15 protein-coding genes are annotated in these 16,064 nt (G+C 65.6%); 10 read left to right on the forward strand and 5 right to left on the reverse strand.

Translation table 11 applies throughout. The features are described from left to right. Positions 1 to 80 precede the first annotated feature (80 nt). Positions 81 to 713: a LysE family translocator gene (locus P9217_RS00095; RefSeq protein ID WP_278086910.1), complete on the forward strand. Its 633-nt coding sequence runs from the start codon at positions 81 to 83 to the stop codon at positions 711 to 713. 25 nt (positions 714 to 738) lie between these two features. Here the strand turns inward: P9217_RS00095 and P9217_RS00100 are convergent, their stop codons facing one another. Together P9217_RS00100 and P9217_RS00105 are read right to left on the reverse strand one after the other, a co-directional pair. Then, positions 739 to 1,620, reverse strand: a complete 882-nt coding sequence (locus P9217_RS00100; RefSeq protein WP_278086909.1) for a dienelactone hydrolase family protein — start codon at positions 1,618 to 1,620, stop codon at positions 739 to 741. A gap of 55 nt (positions 1,621 to 1,675) precedes the next feature. Next, on the reverse strand, positions 1,676 to 2,500 hold the full coding sequence (locus P9217_RS00105) for a DUF2189 domain-containing protein (protein WP_127240141.1): 825 nt from the start codon (positions 2,498 to 2,500) through the stop codon (positions 1,676 to 1,678). A gap of 168 nt (positions 2,501 to 2,668) precedes the next feature. On the opposite strand from P9217_RS00105, the gene P9217_RS00110 reads away from it, so the two are divergent. After that, positions 2,669 to 3,175 (forward strand): CAP domain-containing protein, encoded by a 507-nt coding sequence (locus tag P9217_RS00110; RefSeq protein ID WP_127240140.1) that lies wholly within the window; start codon positions 2,669 to 2,671, stop codon positions 3,173 to 3,175. 325 nt (positions 3,176 to 3,500) lie between these two features. Here P9217_RS00110 and P9217_RS00115 read toward each other — a convergent pair whose 3' ends face one another. The 3 genes from P9217_RS00115 to P9217_RS00125 form a co-directional block, all read right to left on the reverse strand. After that, positions 3,501 to 5,033 (reverse strand): DHA2 family efflux MFS transporter permease subunit, encoded by a 1,533-nt coding sequence (locus tag P9217_RS00115; protein WP_095784061.1) that lies wholly within the window; start codon positions 5,031 to 5,033, stop codon positions 3,501 to 3,503. 296 nt (positions 5,034 to 5,329) lie between these two features. Continuing rightward, a complete protein-coding gene (locus tag P9217_RS00120) occupies positions 5,330 to 6,514 on the reverse strand; it encodes an HlyD family secretion protein (RefSeq protein WP_278086908.1) in 1,185 nt (394 codons plus the stop codon). Continuing rightward, a complete protein-coding gene (locus tag P9217_RS00125) occupies positions 6,511 to 6,990 on the reverse strand; it encodes a MarR family transcriptional regulator (protein ID WP_278086907.1) in 480 nt (159 codons plus the stop codon). Before P9217_RS00125 ends, P9217_RS00120 begins: the two co-directional genes overlap by 4 nt. A 270-nt stretch (positions 6,991 to 7,260) precedes the next feature. Here P9217_RS00125 and P9217_RS00130 point away from each other — a divergent pair, with 270 nt between their 5' ends. From P9217_RS00130 to P9217_RS00165, 8 genes are all read left to right on the forward strand, one after another. Further along, on the forward strand, positions 7,261 to 7,869 hold the full coding sequence (locus P9217_RS00130; protein ID WP_278086905.1) for a CDP-alcohol phosphatidyltransferase family protein: 609 nt from the start codon (positions 7,261 to 7,263) through the stop codon (positions 7,867 to 7,869). 36 nt (positions 7,870 to 7,905) lie between these two features. Beyond that, a complete protein-coding gene (locus tag P9217_RS00135) occupies positions 7,906 to 9,693 on the forward strand; it encodes a bifunctional alpha/beta hydrolase/class I SAM-dependent methyltransferase (protein ID WP_278086904.1) in 1,788 nt (595 codons plus the stop codon). 12 nt (positions 9,694 to 9,705) lie between these two features. Beyond that, positions 9,706 to 11,037, forward strand: coding sequence for a phosphatase PAP2/dual specificity phosphatase family protein (locus tag P9217_RS00140; RefSeq protein ID WP_278086903.1), 1,332 nt, complete (start codon positions 9,706 to 9,708; stop codon positions 11,035 to 11,037). Further along, positions 11,034 to 11,477: a hypothetical protein gene (locus P9217_RS00145; RefSeq protein ID WP_278086902.1), complete on the forward strand. Its 444-nt coding sequence runs from the start codon at positions 11,034 to 11,036 to the stop codon at positions 11,475 to 11,477. Before P9217_RS00140 ends, P9217_RS00145 begins: the two co-directional genes overlap by 4 nt. Further along, complete coding sequence (locus P9217_RS00150; RefSeq protein WP_278086901.1) at positions 11,474 to 12,133, forward strand: lysophospholipid acyltransferase family protein; 660 nt, start codon at positions 11,474 to 11,476, stop codon at positions 12,131 to 12,133. Before P9217_RS00145 ends, P9217_RS00150 begins: the two co-directional genes overlap by 4 nt. Beyond that, positions 12,133 to 13,068, forward strand: a complete 936-nt coding sequence (locus P9217_RS00155) for a phosphatidate cytidylyltransferase (protein WP_095784069.1) — start codon at positions 12,133 to 12,135, stop codon at positions 13,066 to 13,068. The genes P9217_RS00150 and P9217_RS00155 overlap by 1 nt, the downstream gene beginning before the upstream one ends. Positions 13,069 to 13,288: 220 nt before the next feature. Further along, entirely contained in the window at positions 13,289 to 14,425 is a 1,137-nt protein-coding gene (locus P9217_RS00160; protein ID WP_278086900.1) for an efflux RND transporter periplasmic adaptor subunit, read from the forward strand. 2 nt (positions 14,426 to 14,427) lie between these two features. Then, a complete protein-coding gene (locus P9217_RS00165; RefSeq protein WP_278086899.1) occupies positions 14,428 to 15,996 on the forward strand; it encodes an FAD-dependent monooxygenase in 1,569 nt (522 codons plus the stop codon). Positions 15,997 to 16,064 lie beyond the last annotated feature (68 nt).

Below are 16,064 nucleotides of genomic sequence, written 5' to 3' on the forward strand. Positions count from 1 at the left end.
GCGCTCGTGCGCGGCACAAGGCACATGTCCGTACCCGCCGGCATCGGACCTTCTCTGCCGCAGGTGCTGGAGATCAAGCCATGCCCGACGCCGCCGACCATCTGACCTTCGCGCTGATCTGCCTCGGCATGGTGCTCACACCCGGCCCGAACATGATCTATCTGATCTCGCGCTCGCTGTCGCAAGGGCCGAGGGCCGGGCTGATCTCGCTGGGCGGCGTGGCGCTGGGCTTCCTGTTCTATGTGGTGTCCGCGGCCTTTGGCATCACCGCGCTGATCTTCGCCGTGCCTTATGCCTATGACGCGCTGCGCTTTGCCGGCGCGCTCTACCTGCTGTGGCTCGCCTGGCAGGCGCTAAGGCCCGGCGGCCGCTCGCCATTCCAGGTGCGCGAGCTGCCGAAGGACAGGCCGCGCAAGCTGTTCGTCATGGGGCTGATGACCAACCTGCTCAATCCGAAGGTGGCGGTGCTCTATCTGTCGCTCTTGCCGCAGTTCATCAACCCGGCCAAGGGCCATGTGCTGTCGCAGCTTCTGGTGCTCGGCGTGACGCAGATCTCGATCAGCCTGACCGTCAACGCCATCATCGCGGTGACGGCGGGCTCGATCGCCACCTTCCTCGCCGGACGGCCGTTCTGGCTGGTCGTCCAGCGCTGGATGATGGGCACGGTGCTGACGGCGCTGGCTTTGAAGATGGCGACCGAAGCGCAGCGCTGAGATCGGATGATCAGGGCTATGGCTGTTATCCGCTGAAGGCCTGCTTCAAAAACGTGTGGACGTCGCTTGCCGATTTTTCGGCCGCAGCTGCGTTGTACTCCACCCGGTGGCCGTACTGCTCGGTGCCCGTCTTGAATGACGGGGAGGCAAAGGCGTGGCGAGCGCCCTTGAAGACATCAAGCTGCACGGCGCTGCCCTTGCCGCTGCGCTGCGCCATCATCTCCCGGCAATTTTTGGCAGGGGTCCAATCGTCGAGCTCGCCGATGAGGATCAATGTCGGGACCGCCACGTCGCCATTCGTAGCCGAACAATTCGGATAGTAAGCGACAGCCGCCTTGAACTTGCGATCCATCAGCCGCTCGGCGCCGCCAAGTTGCACGGCCGCGAGCGTTGCGATCCCACCGGCGGAGAACCCCATCAACGCTGTGCGCTGCGGGTCGACGAAACTCAATTTGGACAGGAACTCCAAGGCGCCGTAGGCGTCATAAACGCGATCAGCAAACAGGCTGCCATCAGCGAGCAGGCCGTGATCACACGTCTCGCGAATACCGCGCGTGCTGAAGCTGTCGACAACGAGTACGACGTAACCCCAGGAAGACAGCCGCTGCGACCAGGTTTTCTTTACAGTTGGGAATAGGCCCGAACATCCATGGAGAACGACGACCGCCGGGAACGGCCCCTCACCCGGCGGTCGCGTCAGATACCCATTCAATGGCGTGCCAGGAATGGCCTGGAGCGCTCGCCCGTTTTGTTGCGCAATGCGCTGCTGAAACGGCGTCGGCTTCACGGCCGCGCTTTCAAAGTGCACCAACTCGTCAGCGTTGGCACGCATAGTATCAATGCAGCCGACAGCCCAAAGCCCGGCCACGAATGCCGCCCCCTTGAGCGACCTCAAGAACATCTTCATGAACCAGGCTCGGCAAACCGCTTCGGGCCGTCTGCTTTGTTCGAGCCGGCGCGGCCTACATCGGCCGGCGGATGGGCCGGATATCCTGCGGCTCCACCACCTTGCGATAGAGATGCCAGGTCGCGTGGCCGAGGACCGGCATGACGACGGCCAGGCCGGCAAACAGCGGGATCGAGCCGATCACCAGCAGCACCGCGACCGTCAGGCCCCAGAGCGCCATCTGCAGCGGGTTGACTATTACGGCGCGCGCCGAAGTCTCGATCGCCGAGACGGCGCCGACATCGCGGTCGAGCAGCAGCGGGAAGGCAATCACGGTGGTGGCGAGCACCACGATCGCGAAGACGAGGCCGGCAGCGTTGCCGAGCATGATCAGCGTCCAGCCCTTGCCGGTCGTCAGCACGTCGCGCAGGAAGGTTCCGACGGAGGCCGGCGGCTCCGCGCCGAACAGGCTGGTGTAGATCGACTGCGCGGTGAACAGCCACAGAAGGAAGAGCGCGAAAAGCAGGACGCCGATCGCCGCGATCGAGGGCAGCGCCGGCGAACGGCGCACGTCGAGCGCGTGGTGCCAGCGGCTGCTCATGCCGAGCTCGCGCCGGCGGCTGATCTCGTAGAGGCCGATCGCCGCAAAGGGCCCGATCAATGCAAAGCCCGACATCAGCGGATAGACGAGCTGGATTGCACTCGAGCCGGAGGTCCACCGCGTCAGGATAAGGCCGACGACCGGATAGATCAGGCACAGGAACACGTAGTGCGAAGGCTTGGCCCAGAAATCCTCGGCGCCGAGCCTTAGCGCGTCCCATAGATCCGACGTGGTGATGTGGCGCACCGTGGGCTGCACATGCAGCCCTTGCGCGTCCGCCATGACATGAAAACCAGCCATAACCGTCCTCCGTATCGCTCGGGGGGCGGTCACCGCCTGGGTGGCCCGCCCGTGGCTGCCACTTCTAGAACGCCGGGATGATAACCGATCTCCCGGACGATGTCGCCGCATAACGCGATTTTCATCGGCTGCCCGGCAAAAGCCACGATCGCCGGTATCAGAGGCCGGATGACCAGCCTGACCACCGATTCCCCCCATCTCGACAGACGCACATTGCTCAAGACCGTCGGCCTTGCGGCGCTCGGCGGCATTGCCGCCTGCAACAGCGTCCAGCTGCCGACCGGCGAAGCCGCCGGCGTGTCGTCCTCCGCCACAGGCACGTTGAGGACAATCCGCACATCGGCCGGACTGCCGGCGCTCATCCCGGACACGCAGCTCGAACAGGCGGCGCTGCAGCAGGCCGGCTATATGGCGTCGCGCGCCCGTATGAGCCACACGACCGGCTGGGGCAAGGATTTCGCCTCGCGCATGAAGGGCAACGGCGTGCGCGGCGCCGCGGGCGAAAACATCGCCGAGGGACGTTTCGACCTGCAAAAGCTGTTCGACATCTGGATGCATTCGGACGGCCACCGGCGCAACATGCTCGACCCGGACTTCAGCCGCTTCGGGTTGGCTTACGTGCGCGACGGCCGCGATCCCAGCCTGCGCTACTGGGCACTGGTGCTGGGCCGTTAAACTGAAGCGCCGCCTTCGGAAAAGCCCGCGTGCTCTTTGCATCCAGGGACACTGATCCGCAGGCCGGACGTTACCCCGGCGGCTATCCATTCTGACCAGCCGGCGCGCGTCGCCGGGCGATCGTTGGCGTGGCCTCAGAGCGGCTTCACCAGGAGCGGAACGCTCCTCTGCGGACCGCAATGCATGTAGCGATTGCACACTCAGCGACAACCAGTTGCGTTCGCCGCCGCCCGCTTAGCGGTCAATTCGGCGGACATAACCGAGCTGCATTTATGGCCGCAATGTCAGCGTGATTGGGACTGGCACGGAGACCGCCACCAAAACATCAATCCATATGCGCGGCCGGCGCGCCGCCCGCGGGCGCGGCCTTCGGCTTGCGCAGCAGGATGACGAACGGAACGGCAAGCAGCGTCATCACCATCAGGAGTTTGAAGTCGTTGATGTAGGAGATCATCATCGCCTGAACGTTGACCAGCCTGTCGACCTGCGAAAGGGCCATGGGATCACCGCTCGCCGCCGCGGGCGAGGCTGCCCATAGGTTGGGGTTGTAGGGGTTGATGAAGGCCCCGAGCTCGCTGTGGTTGACCTGCGTGTTCTGCACCATCAGCGCCGCAACCACCGACACGCCGATCGACGAGCCGAGATTGCGCACAAGGCTGAACAGCGAGGTGGCGTCGGTGCGGTAGCGCGCGTCGAGCGTGGCGAAGGCGACGGCCGAGAGCGGCACGAACACCATGCCCATGCCGAGACCCTGGATGACGCCCGAAGAGATGATCAGCCAGTTGTCCATCTGCGGCGTGAAGCTCGCCATGGTGTAGAGCGACTGCGCGGTGAGCAGGAAGCCGATCGCGACCAGAATACGCGCGTCGATCCTGTGCATGATGCGGCCGACGAACAGCATCGAAATCATCGTGCCGATACCGCGCGGGCCGAGCACCACGCCGATGGTGACGGTCGGGTAGCCGAAGATGTTGGCAAGCATCGGCGGCAGCAGCGACATCGAAGCCAGGATCAGCACGCCCATGACGAAGATGAAACCGAGCCCGGTCACGAAATTGCGGTCGAGGAAGATTTTCGGGTCGATGAAAGGACGTTCGGACGTCACCGTGTGGATGATGAACACCCAGAAGCCGGTGATCGACAGCGCAAGCTCGATCCAGATCTCTGTCGAGGAGAACCAGTCGACCTCGCCGCCGCGGTCGAGCATCAGCTGCAGCGCGCCGACGCCGAGCGAGATCATGGCGAAGCCGAAGAAATCGAAGCTGCGCACGCGCTTGGCGACGACAGGCAGGTAGGCGGCCATGCCGATGAAGGCGAGGATGCCGACCGGCAGGTTGATGAAGAACACCCAGCGCCAGTTGAAATTCTCGGTCAGCCAGCCGCCGAGCGTCGGGCCGAGGATCGGCCCCAGCATGATGCCGGCGCCCCAGATGGCCATCGCCTGGCCATGGCGTTCGCGGGGATTGATATCGAGCAGGAAGGTCTGCGACAGCGGCACGATCGCCGCGCCGAACACACCCTGCAGCAGGCGGAAGAGCACCATCGTCTCGAGGCTCCACGCCATGCCGCAAAGCATGGAGAAGATGGTGAAGCCGACGACGGAGGCCAGGAACAGCTCCTTGCGGCCGAGGCGGTCGGCGAGCCAGCCGGTGACCGGCGTCATGATGGCGGCGGCGACGATATAGGAGGTCAGCACCCAGTTGATGTTGTCGGGCGAGGCGCCGAGGTCGCCGGTCATGGTCGGCAGCGCGACATTGGCGATCGTGGTGTCGAGCGCCTGCATGACCGTCGCCAGCATCAGCGCGACCGTGATCAGGCCGCGGTGCGGTACTTCCTTGAAGGGTTCGGGCGTGCTCATGGTGCTGAACTTCCAGCAGGTAACAAAAACGGGTACATTGGGTTTCCGGGCGGCGAGGCCTTCCTTTGAGACCCTCGTCGCGGTGGGACGCGAGGACCGATGTGGGGGTTACATCGACCGGAAGTCTCTGTTGGAGCGGATGCCTGCCGCCCGGAAACCTGAGGACCGACAGGTCGGTGTCGAAAGCTTCAACTTCGATCAAAGCCGCGACGCGGCTCGCCTCAAACGCTTGGCTTTCCCTCCATCCCTTCAGACCATTCCCTTGCGGAGGCTCATGCCTCGGGCTTCACTTTGCTTTATTGCGCGTGCTCGCCGGCCGTGGCGTGACCGAAGATCGACGGCAGGCCACGCGCGACGCCGGTATCGACGGTGACCGTCGCGCTCATCCCGGTGCGCAGCGCCATCTTGGCGTCGGGGTCGGTCAGTTCCAGGCGCACGGGAATGCGCTGGGTGACCTTGACCCAGTTGCCGGTGGCGTTCTGGGCGGGCAACAGCGAGAACTCGGCGCCGGTGCCGGCGCCGATCGCCTTGACGGTCGCCTCGAAGGTCCGGCCCGGATAGGTGTCGACCACGATCTCGGCCTTCTGGCCCGGCTTCATATTGGTGAGCTGCGTCTCCTTGAAGTTGGCGTCGATCCAGGTGTCGTCGGTCTCGACCAGCGCGAACAGCGGCGTGCCGACGGAGACATACTGGCCGACCTTGAAGGACGAGGCCTGGTAGACGATGCCGTCGGACGGCGCCTTCACCGTGGTCTGCGAGAGGTTGTAGGCGGCCTTGTCGCGCGCGGCGAGCGCCGACATCACGCTCGGATGCTTGTCGGTCTCGATGTCGGGGTTGCCGCCAAGCGCGGCCTTGGCGCTGATGATGCCCTGCTCGGCGACCGCAAGCTGCTGCTTGGCCTTGTCGAGGTCGTTGCGGGCCTCGTCCAGCGACGACTTGGCATTGATGCCCTTCTGGGCGAGATCGGCGGCGCGGTCATATTGCGACTGCGCATAGTCGACCTCGCTCTTGGCCGACTTCTGCTGCGCCATCGCCTGGCTGTAGGCGGCGCGCAACTGCTCGACATTGAGCCGCGCGGCGGCAACAGCCGCGTCGGCCTGGGCCAGCGCGATCTTGTAAGGCTCGGGGTCGATGACGAAGAGAAGGTCGCCCGACTTGACCGTCTGGTTGTCGGCAATGCCGACCTGGACGATGCGGCCGGCCGTATCCGAGGCAATCGAAATCCGGGCCTGCTGCAGGTTGGCGTTCTCGGTCTCCTGATAGCGACCGCCGGTGACCCAGACATAGGCGCCGCCCGCGAGCAGCGCCAGCGGCAGGGCGACCATCAAAAGGAAGCGGCCGGTGCGGCGCTTCTTCCTCGGTGCTGCCGGTGCGGGCTGCGGCTCCGCTGCCGCGGAGACTGGCGCAGCCTCCGGCTTCGCCGGCGCCTCGATCTCGAGCTTGGTGACGTTGTCGTCTGCTTTCTTGGCTGCCGCGTTCATGCTGCCCGCCCTTCCGTATTCTTGATTTTTTCGAGGGACGACGTCTCGCCGTCCGTCAAATTCTGCACGATGATGTCGAGCACCCGGATCAGGATGCGACGGTCCTCCGGCGATACGCCGGTGAGCGATTCCTCATAGACCTCGCCGGCAAGGCTTTTGACATCGGCGTAGGCCGCGTTGGCCTTTTCGGTCGGGAAGATCATGCGCACACGCCGGTCGGCCGCGTCGGCGCGACGCTCGATCCAGCCGCCCTCCTCCATCCGGTCGACGAGGCGAGAGACGCTGATCGGCTCGATCTCGAGCAGCTCGGCGAGCCGCGCCTGCGCGACACCGGCCTCCTTGGCGACGCGGACGAGAAGCCGCCACTGCGCCGAGGAAAGGCCCAACCCGCTGGCGCGCGCCTCGAAGCGCTTGCGCATGAGGCGCTGCACGTCGTGGATCAAAAATCCCAATCTGTCGATGCCATCTGAAACCATGAGCGGCATATATAATAAGCGTGCTTACTATTCAAGTGGCTGCGTTGTTCCAGAAGCCGGCGACCGCATGCGGCCATGCCAGGGCTGCATGGTCGAAGCTCGCCAAGGCGGGCATGAGAGCGACACAGAGCGCCGGCTCCGGCGTCGTCTTCAGGCAATGGGTGCATGGCATGGTGCCAACTGTCTGGGTCACAGTGTTTTAGCAGCTGCGCTGGTGCCGTTCGGCATGTTTGTGATACATCTGCCGGCGAGGATCGGGGGATCATCGCAATGCCGACGCTCTATGCGCTGAAGCCGGCTTTCCAGGACAGGCTGCGGCCGCTGGTCAACAGGCTGGCGGCGATGGGTGTGACGGCCAACGGCATAACGGTCGCGGCTGCGCTGCTGTCCATCGCGGCTGGATCGGCGATCGCGATCCTCCCCGGTTGGAGCCCGCTGCTCTTCCTCATCCCCCTGGTGCTTTTCCTGCGCATGGCGCTCAACGCCATTGACGGCATGCTAGCGCGCGAGCATGGCCAGGCCTCGACGCTCGGCATGTACCTCAACGAGATCTGCGATGTCGTCTCCGACCTCGCGCTGATCCTGCCCTTCGCCGCCCTTCCTCAATTCGGCGCCTGGGGCGTCGTCGCCTTTGCCATCGCCGCGGCGCTCACCGAGTTCGCCGGCGTGCTCGGCATCGCAGCCGGGATCGGGCGAAACTATGCCGGGCCGTTCGGCAAGAGCGATAGGGCGCTGGCGCTCGGCTTGGTCGCCGTGCTCGCCGCCGCCGGGCTCTGGCCGGAGGCAATCGCCCCGTTTGTGTTTCCGGCCATGGCTACGCTTTCGCTGCTGACCGCCATAAACCGGATACGCGCCGGTCTTATTGGCAGCACCGGCTGAGCACCGAGACTCGCCATGCCGCCCGGGGGAACCACCATGCTTCACGAACAGGTCGCCAGCGCGCCGGCGCAAAGCCTTGCGCGGCAGGCGCAGGAACGCACCTTCCGCAGCCATGACGGCACGCAGATGTTTTACCGCTACTGGCCGGCGATGCAGGCCACGGCCAAGGGCGCGGTCGTGCTCTTCCATCGCGGACACGAGCATGGCGGCCGCATGGCGCATCTCGTCGACGAACTCAGCCTGCCCGACTACGCCTTCTATGCCTGGGATGCGCGCGGCAACGGCCGCTCCGCCGGCGAGCGCGGCTACGCTCCGTCTTTCGCCGCGCTGGTGCGCGATATCGACTGTTTCATGCGCGAGATCGCCGCCAGGGACGGTTTTGCCGCGCAGGACATCGCGTTGATCGCGCAGTCCTTCGGCGCGGTGCTGGCGGCCGCGTGGGTGCACGACTATGCGCCCAAGCTGCGCGCCATGGTGCTCGCCTCGCCCGCCTTCTCGGTGAAACTCTATGTCCCTTTCGCCAAGGAAGGCATCGCGCTGTGGCAGAACATCAAGGGGCGCTTCTTCGTCAATTCCTACGTCAAGGCGAACCTTCTCACTCATGACCCTGTGCGCATTGCTTCCTTCGAAAACGACAAGCTGATCACAAGGCCGATCGCCTCGAACATCCTGGTCGAGCTCTATCAGCACGCGGCGCGCATCGTTGCCGATGCGCGCGCCATCACCGTGCCGACGCAGCTTCTTTTGTCGGGCAGCGACTGGGTGGTGCGGCACGCGCCGCAGCATGAGTTCTTCGTCAATCTCGGCAGCCGCGCGAAGGAGCGCCACGTGCTGCCGGGCTTCTTCCACGACACACTTGGCGAGCGCGACCGCGCCAAGGCGCTCGACCTGATCCGGCCGTTCCTTGAAGCGCAGTTCGCGGCACCCGCGGAAGCTGTCGACCTGAAGCAGGCGGACATCGCCGGTTACACGCGCGACGAGGCCGACCGCCTCGCCTCGCCGCTCGATCTGCTTTCGCCCAGGGGCTTCTACTGGGCGACGAGCCGCGCCTTCATCCGCGTCGGCAGCTGGTTCTCGCAAGGCATGAAGGTCGGCGTTACCACCGGCTTCGATTCCGGTTCGACGCTCGACTATGTCTATGAGAACGAGCCGCGCGGCCTGGGGCCGATCGGCCGCATGGTCGACCGGACCTTCCTCCACGCCATCGGCTGGCGCGGCATCCGCCAGCGCAAGCTTCACATCGAAGAGCTGATCGGCTCGGCGCTGGCAATGCTGAAGGCCGCTGGGCGGCCAACCAACATCCTGGACATTGCGTCTGGTCACGGCCGCTACGTCCTCGATGCGATCGACATGAGCCGGGAGCAACCGACCAGCGTTCGGCTGCGCGACTATTCCGACCTCAATGTCGAGCGCGGCCGCAAGCTGATCGCCGAGCGGCAATTGCCGGCCAGCGTGTCGTTCCAGCGCGCCGACGCCTTCGACGGCGACGGGCTCGCCGCGCTCGATCCGGCCCCGGACCTCGCCATCGTCTCCGGCCTTTACGAGCTCTTCTCCGACAATGCGCTGATTGCGCGCTCGCTCGGCGGCCTTGCCCGCGCCATGCAGCCAGGCAGCCTGCTCATTTACACCAACCAGCCCTGGCATCCGCAGCTCGAAATGATCGCGCGCAGCCTGACCTCGCATCGCGGCGGCCAGGCCTGGGTGATGCGGCGGCGCACGGAAGCCGAGATGGATCAGCTGGTCGAGGCGGCAGGCTTCGAGAAGCTCGACCAGCGCATCGACCAATGGGGCATCTTCACCGTCTCGCTGGCAAGGCGGCTTTAGGACCACCGCCGCATGCCTTTCAGTGCCGAGCCCCCGCCACTTTCACCCAGCGCCGAGCCCTATGGGCGTGTCGTCCTGCGCGCAGCGCTGTGGCTCGCCTTCCTCGCGCCGTTCTTCTATTCGACCTACGGCTTCGCCAATTGGCTCGCATCGACGCGCGACCATGTCGGCAGCATCGTGTTCTCCTGGGAACACCATGTTCCGTTCGTCGCCTGGACCATCGTGCCCTACTGGTCGATCAACCTGTTCTACGGACTGTCGCTCCTGCTCAACGACAGCCGCCAGGGCGTCGACCGGCTGGCCGGCCGCTACCTCACCGCGCAGATCGTCGCCGTCGCCTGCTTCATCCTGTTTCCGCTGACCGCCACATTCGTGCGGCCGGAAACGAGCGGCCTGCCGGGTTTCCTGTTTGCGGTGCTCGGCGGCTTCGACAAGCCGTTCAACCAGGCGCCGTCGCTGCATATCGCGCTGTTGGTGATCATCTGGGATCATTGGCGCCAGCGCCTCGCCGGTCCTTTGCTGGGGCTCTGGCACGGCTGGTGCTTTCTGATCGGCGCCTCGGTGCTGACCACCTGGCAGCATCATTTCATCGACATCCCGACCGGCGCGCTGCTCGGCTTCTTCGCCCTGTGGCTCTTTCCGGCACGGGGCGAGCTGCCGTTCGCCGGTTTCCGCCTGACTACCGACGGCAAGGCACTGCGGCTTGCGCTATACTACGCCCTGGGCGCCGCTCTGGCGCTAACGGGCGCTGCGGTCGGCGCCTTCTTCTCCGCGCTCGCCTTGTTGCTTCTATGGCCGTCGCTGGCGCTGGCCATCGTCGCCTTCGCCTATGCCGGGGCCGGCGCGAAAGTGTTCCAGAAGACGGCGGATGGCCGTGTGTCGCTGGCAAGCCGCATCCTGCTTTGGCCTTATCGCCTAGGCGCCAGGGTCAATGTCTGGGCATGGACGCGCAAGCTGCCGCCGGTCGTGGCGGTCAGCGACGGCATCTTCCTTGGGCGGTTCCCTAGCGCCGCCGAGGCTGACGGCTTCGGCACGGTGATAGATCTCGCCGCCGAGCTTGAGCGGCCGCGCGACGCGCCGGGCCGCTGGCAAAGCTTCGGCATGCTCGATCTGCTGCCGCCGCCGGCGGACACGCTCGACCAAGCGGTGGCGGCGATCGAGCCGGCGCGCCGGCAAGGCACGGTGCTGGTCTGCTGCGCGCTCGGCTTCCAGCGCAGCGCCACCGTCATCGCCGGATGGCTCGTCGCGACAGGCCGCTCTCACACGCCATCCCAGGCGCGCAAGCAGCTCGCCGCGTCCGGACGACCAGTGCATCTTCAGATCGGACTGGACGAGCCGGCATGACGGACGAAGCCTATCAGCAACGGACAGCCGCCTTTGCCGCCATGCTGATCAAGCACGCCGCATGGCCGGCCGCGATCGTGCTCGTCTGCGACGGCTTCGCGCCTTTGGTCGCCTCGGCGCGCGGCGCGCTCCAGGCGCCGATCGCGGTGCTGGCGCTGCTGGTTGCGGCGGCAAGCGCCGTCGTGGTGCTTGGGTTTTCGGCGCTTCTCGCCTTCGACGCGCTGTTGTTCCGGCTGATGGCGAGCCATGACAATGAGCGTTCGGGATGCGCCGCGGTCGACGACGTGCTGGCGCGCATGCGGCTCAAGCCTGCCTCCTCGTCTCCGCGCCCGCTCGAGGACCGCATCGCCGGAACGCGCCGCCTGCTTGCCCGGCAGCGCATCGCCTTCGCGATCTTTGTCATCGCGTTCCTGACAGCCGGATTCTGGATGCCGGGATGAACAGGCTGTCGCTCCGGACCTTCACGCTGCTGCAGACGGCGACTTCGGTCGGCCTGTCGGCGCTGGCCCGGGCGGTGACCGGCGTGCGTCCGATCTGGAGCGGCTGCCAGCCATCGGACCGGCAGCGCATCTATTTCGCCAACCACACCAGCCATGGCGATTTCATCCTTTTGTCGGCTTGCCTCAGCGAAAGAGAACGCGCCACCACACATGCGATCGCCGCCGCCGAATATTGGCGAAAGTCGCGGCTGCGCCGCTTCATCGCCGAGGACATGCTGTCCTCCGTGCTGATCAGCCGGCAATGGACGAGGCCGGAAGAGAACCCGATCTCCGTCATGCTTTCCGTCCTCGACCGGGGTCATTCGCTGATCATCTTCCCGGAAGGCACGCGCAACATGAGCGACGAGCTGCTGCCGTTCCGCTCCGGGCTCTACAATCTGTCGATGGCGCGGCCGGAAGTGGAGCTGATCCCGTGCTGGATCGAGAACATGTCGCGCGTGTTGCCCAAGGGCCAGTTCCTGCCGGTGCCGCTGCTTTGCCGCGTCGTCTTCGGCGCGCCGGTGGCGGTGGCGCCGGGCGAGGAACGCCGCGCCTTCCTCGAACGCGCCCGGGCCGAACTTCTGGCCCTCAATCCCCGTCCTGATCGAGACGAATGATGCGCCACGAAATCAGCATCCTGATCATCGGCCTTTTCGTGGTGCTGACCACCGCCAGCGCCACCGCGGCGGTGCTGTCGGCCCGCGCGCCGAAGCCGCTCAGCGCGACGCTCACCAACCTCACCCAGCGCATCAATGCCTGGTGGGTCATGGTGGCGCTGATGACGGTCGCCTTCTTCTTCGGCCGCTACGGCATGACCATCCTGTTCGCGCTGATCTCGTTCGCGGCGCTGCGCGAGTTCGTGACCTTGACGCACAGCCGCCGCAGCGACCATTGGGTTCTGCTCGGCATGTTCGGCATCGTCATTCCGGTCCAATACTGGCTGGTGTGGACGGCCTGGTACGGGCTGTTCGTGATCTTCATCCCGGTCTACTGCTTCCTGCTGATGCCGGCGATCACGGCGCTGCATGGCGATACCGAGCGCTTCCTGGAGCGCGTGTCGGCGCAGCAATGGGCGATCATGATTGCGGTCTATTGCGTCAGCCACGTCCCTGCGCTGCTGACGCTGAACGTGCCCGGCTTCGAGGGCCGCAACCTGCTGCTCGTCGCCTTCCTGATCATCGTCGTGCAGGGCAGCGACGTGCTGCAGTACATCTTCGGCAAGCTGTTCGGAAAGCACCGCTTCTCGCCAAAGGTCTCGCCGTCGAAGACCTGGGAGGGGCTGATAGGCGGGCTCGTCGCCTCGAGCCTGCTCGGCGCGCTGCTCGCCTTCATCACGCCGTTCTCGCCATTGCAGGCCTCGGCCGTCGCCTTCGTCGCCTGCACGATGGGGTTTCTCGGCGGGTTGGTCGCTTCCGCCATCAAGCGCGACCAGGGCGTTAAGGATTGGGGGCATCTGATCGAGGGCCATGGCGGCATGCTCGACCGCACCGACAGCCTGGTCTTCGCCGCGCCGATCTTCTTCCACCTGGTGCGCTATTTCTGGACGGTCTGAGCGTCCGCGCATCGGCGTCTTCCCTGCGCCATTCCAAGGCCGCCTCACCCAAACATCGGAAAATTTTCAGAAACCGTTCGGGATTTCCGGAGCCGGAAGCGCCAAGAAGATCGGGCTGGCGAAAAGACAGGCCGCAAAGCCCGATCTCCCTCTCCAGCCAACTGATTTCCCGGTCGCCGCATCCTCCCAGCGCGGCCGCAACCTTGGTCATGGAGACAACATGATTGCACTTTTTCATAACAGGCCGCTGCGGCGCCGCTTTGTCGCTGGATCGATCGCCGTTCTTGCCTGCGGCGGCGCCATGGTCTGGCACGGCGCCAGAAGCGAGGCCTCGAACGTGAAGCCCGCCGCAGCCGAGACAAAGCTTGTCAAGGCCATCGCGGCCGTCCCGATGCTCAGCGCGGATACCCGTATCGCCATCGGCGAGATACGGCCGAGGCTCGAAAGCGACCTCGGCTTCCGCGTATCGGGCAAGCTGCTCGAACGCGTCGCCGAGATCGGTTCGACGGTGAAGAAAGGCGAGGTGCTGGCCCGCATCGAAGACCAGGACTATCGCAACCGGCTCGCCAGCGCCGAGGCCGATGTCGCGGCGGCACAGGCCGTGCTTGTCGAAGCAAAAGCTGCGGAGGCCCGGATCGGTGCGCTGCTCGGCAAGGGTTTTACCACCCGAGCCAATTATGACGCGACACTGAAGAATCTGCGTTCGGCGCAGGCCAAGCTCAAGTCGGCGAACATCGCCTTCGAGATGGCCAAGGACCAACTCGGCTATACCGAGCTGCATGCGGAATTCGACGGCATCGTCACCGCCACCGGTGCCGAAGCCGGCCAGTCGGTCAATGTCGGACAGATGGTGGCGCGGGTTGCCGATCCGGAGAGCCGCGACGCCGTGTTCTCGATCGCCGAAGCGGTCTTCGCCAACGCACCCGATACCAAGCACCCGCCAAAAGTGACTGTCTCGCTGCTCAGCAATCCGGCGATCACCGCGGTCGGCAGCATCCGCGAGATCGCGCCTATGGCCGACGCCGCGACCCGCACCTTCCAGGTAAAGGTCTCGATCGAGAATGCGCCCAACGAGATGCGCTTCGGCGCAAGTGTTTCCGGCCGCGCCGAGATGGGCGGCGCGCCGGTCATGGTGCTGCCGGGCAGCGCGCTGTTCGACAAGGACGGCAAGCCGGCCGTGTGGGTCGTGTCCGCCTCGTCGGCGGTGGAGCTCAAGCCGGTCACGGTTGCCCGCTACGAGACCGACCGTGTCGTGGTCAGCGGCGGCCTCGCCAAGGGCGATCTGGTCGTCACCGCCGGCGTGAACCGGCTGCGGGAACGCGAAAAAGTGCGTATCGTTGAAGGAGAGGAAAAATGACCATGTCCAAGACAAAGGTCCTGATCGCCGGCGCCGGCCCGACCGGGCTGACGCTCGCTCTCTGGCTGACCAGGCTCGGGGTCCCGGTCCGCATCTTCGACAAGGCCACCGGTCCGGGCGAAACCTCGCGCGCGCTCGCCGTCCAGGCGCGCACGCTGGAGTTCCATCGCCAGATCGGCATCGTCGAGGACATCCTTGCCGAGGGCATCCGGCTGGAACGGCTTACGTTGCATACGCCGGCCGGCGTCGCAGCGCGGCTGCCGCTTTCCGATTTCGGCCGCGGCATCAGCCCGTACTCCTTCGCCTTCGCGCTGCCGCAGGATATCCATGAACGCGTGCTGATCACGCATCTGGAACGCGCCGGCGTCGAGGTCGAGCGCGGAACGGAGCTCGTCGCCTTCCAGGACAAGGGTGACGCGGTCATCGCGACTCTTTCGCGGAACGGCAAGACCGAGACCGTCAGCGCAGCCTATCTCGCAGGTTGCGACGGCGCCCGCAGCACGGTGCGCCATGGGCTGAACATCGGTTTTCCGGGCGGTACCTACGAACAGGCCTTCTATGTCGCCGACGTGAAGGGCACGGGCAACGTCACCCGCAATGGCATGGACACAACCATCAGCAGCTATGGCTTCGCCATCGTTATGCCGGTCCGGCAGTCGGGCTCGCTGCGCCTTATCGGCATCGTGCCGAAGGCGCATGAGGCCGACGAGACGATCAGCTTCGAGGCGATCCGCGCCGATATCGAGCGCGAGACCGGCGTCACAGTCAACGAGGTCAACTGGTTCTCGACCTATCGCGTCCATCATCGCGTCGCCGAGCGCTTCCGCGCCGGCCGCGTGTTCCTCGTCGGCGATGCCGGACACATCCATAGCCCGGCCGGCGGCCAGGGCATGAACACCGGCATGGGCGATGCTGTGAACCTCGCGTGGAAGCTAGGCGCCGTTGTGCAGGGCCGAGCCGATCCTCGCCTGCTCGACAGCTACGAGCCGGAGCGCATCGCCTTTGCCCACAAGCTGATCGAAAGCACCGACAAGGTGTTCCGCTTCATCACCAACCGCTCGCGGCTGGTCGGCCTGTTCCGGCGTTACGTGATGCCGAAGGTCATGAACATCGGGCTCCACACATCGTTCGGGTCGCGCGCATTCTTCGGCGTGATCTCGCAGACGGCGATCCAGTACCGCGCCGGGCCGATCAGCTCGGGCGTGGCGGGCAGGGTCAGCGGCGGCGATCGCCTGCCCTACGTCACGGGCGCGGGCGGCGACAATTTCGAGCCGCTGCGGTCGCTCGACTGGCAGGTCCATGTCTATGGCGAGGTCAATTGCGATTTCCGGGCGATGCTCGCGCCGACAGGAGTTGCAGTGCATGCCTTCGCCTGGACAGACGCAGCCGTGAAGGCCGGCCTGCAGCGCGACGCAGCCTATCTGGTGAGGCCGGACGGCCATGTCGCGCTCGCCTCGCCGGTCCAGGAGGCAGCCGCCTTCCAGCGCTATCTCGCCGGCCTCGCCATCAGGCCGAGAACCGCCGAGCGCGCGCCCTACCGTGTGCCGGGCACCATGCACAGCCTGGCCTGAATTGCTATGGCGCGCCCGCCAAGCGGCGGGCGCTGACCGAACCCAAACCGTCATTTGTTTTGGCCAGC

The organism is Mesorhizobium sp. WSM4989 (assembly GCF_029625795.1).
Lineage (GTDB): Bacteria > Pseudomonadota > Alphaproteobacteria > Rhizobiales > Rhizobiaceae > Mesorhizobium.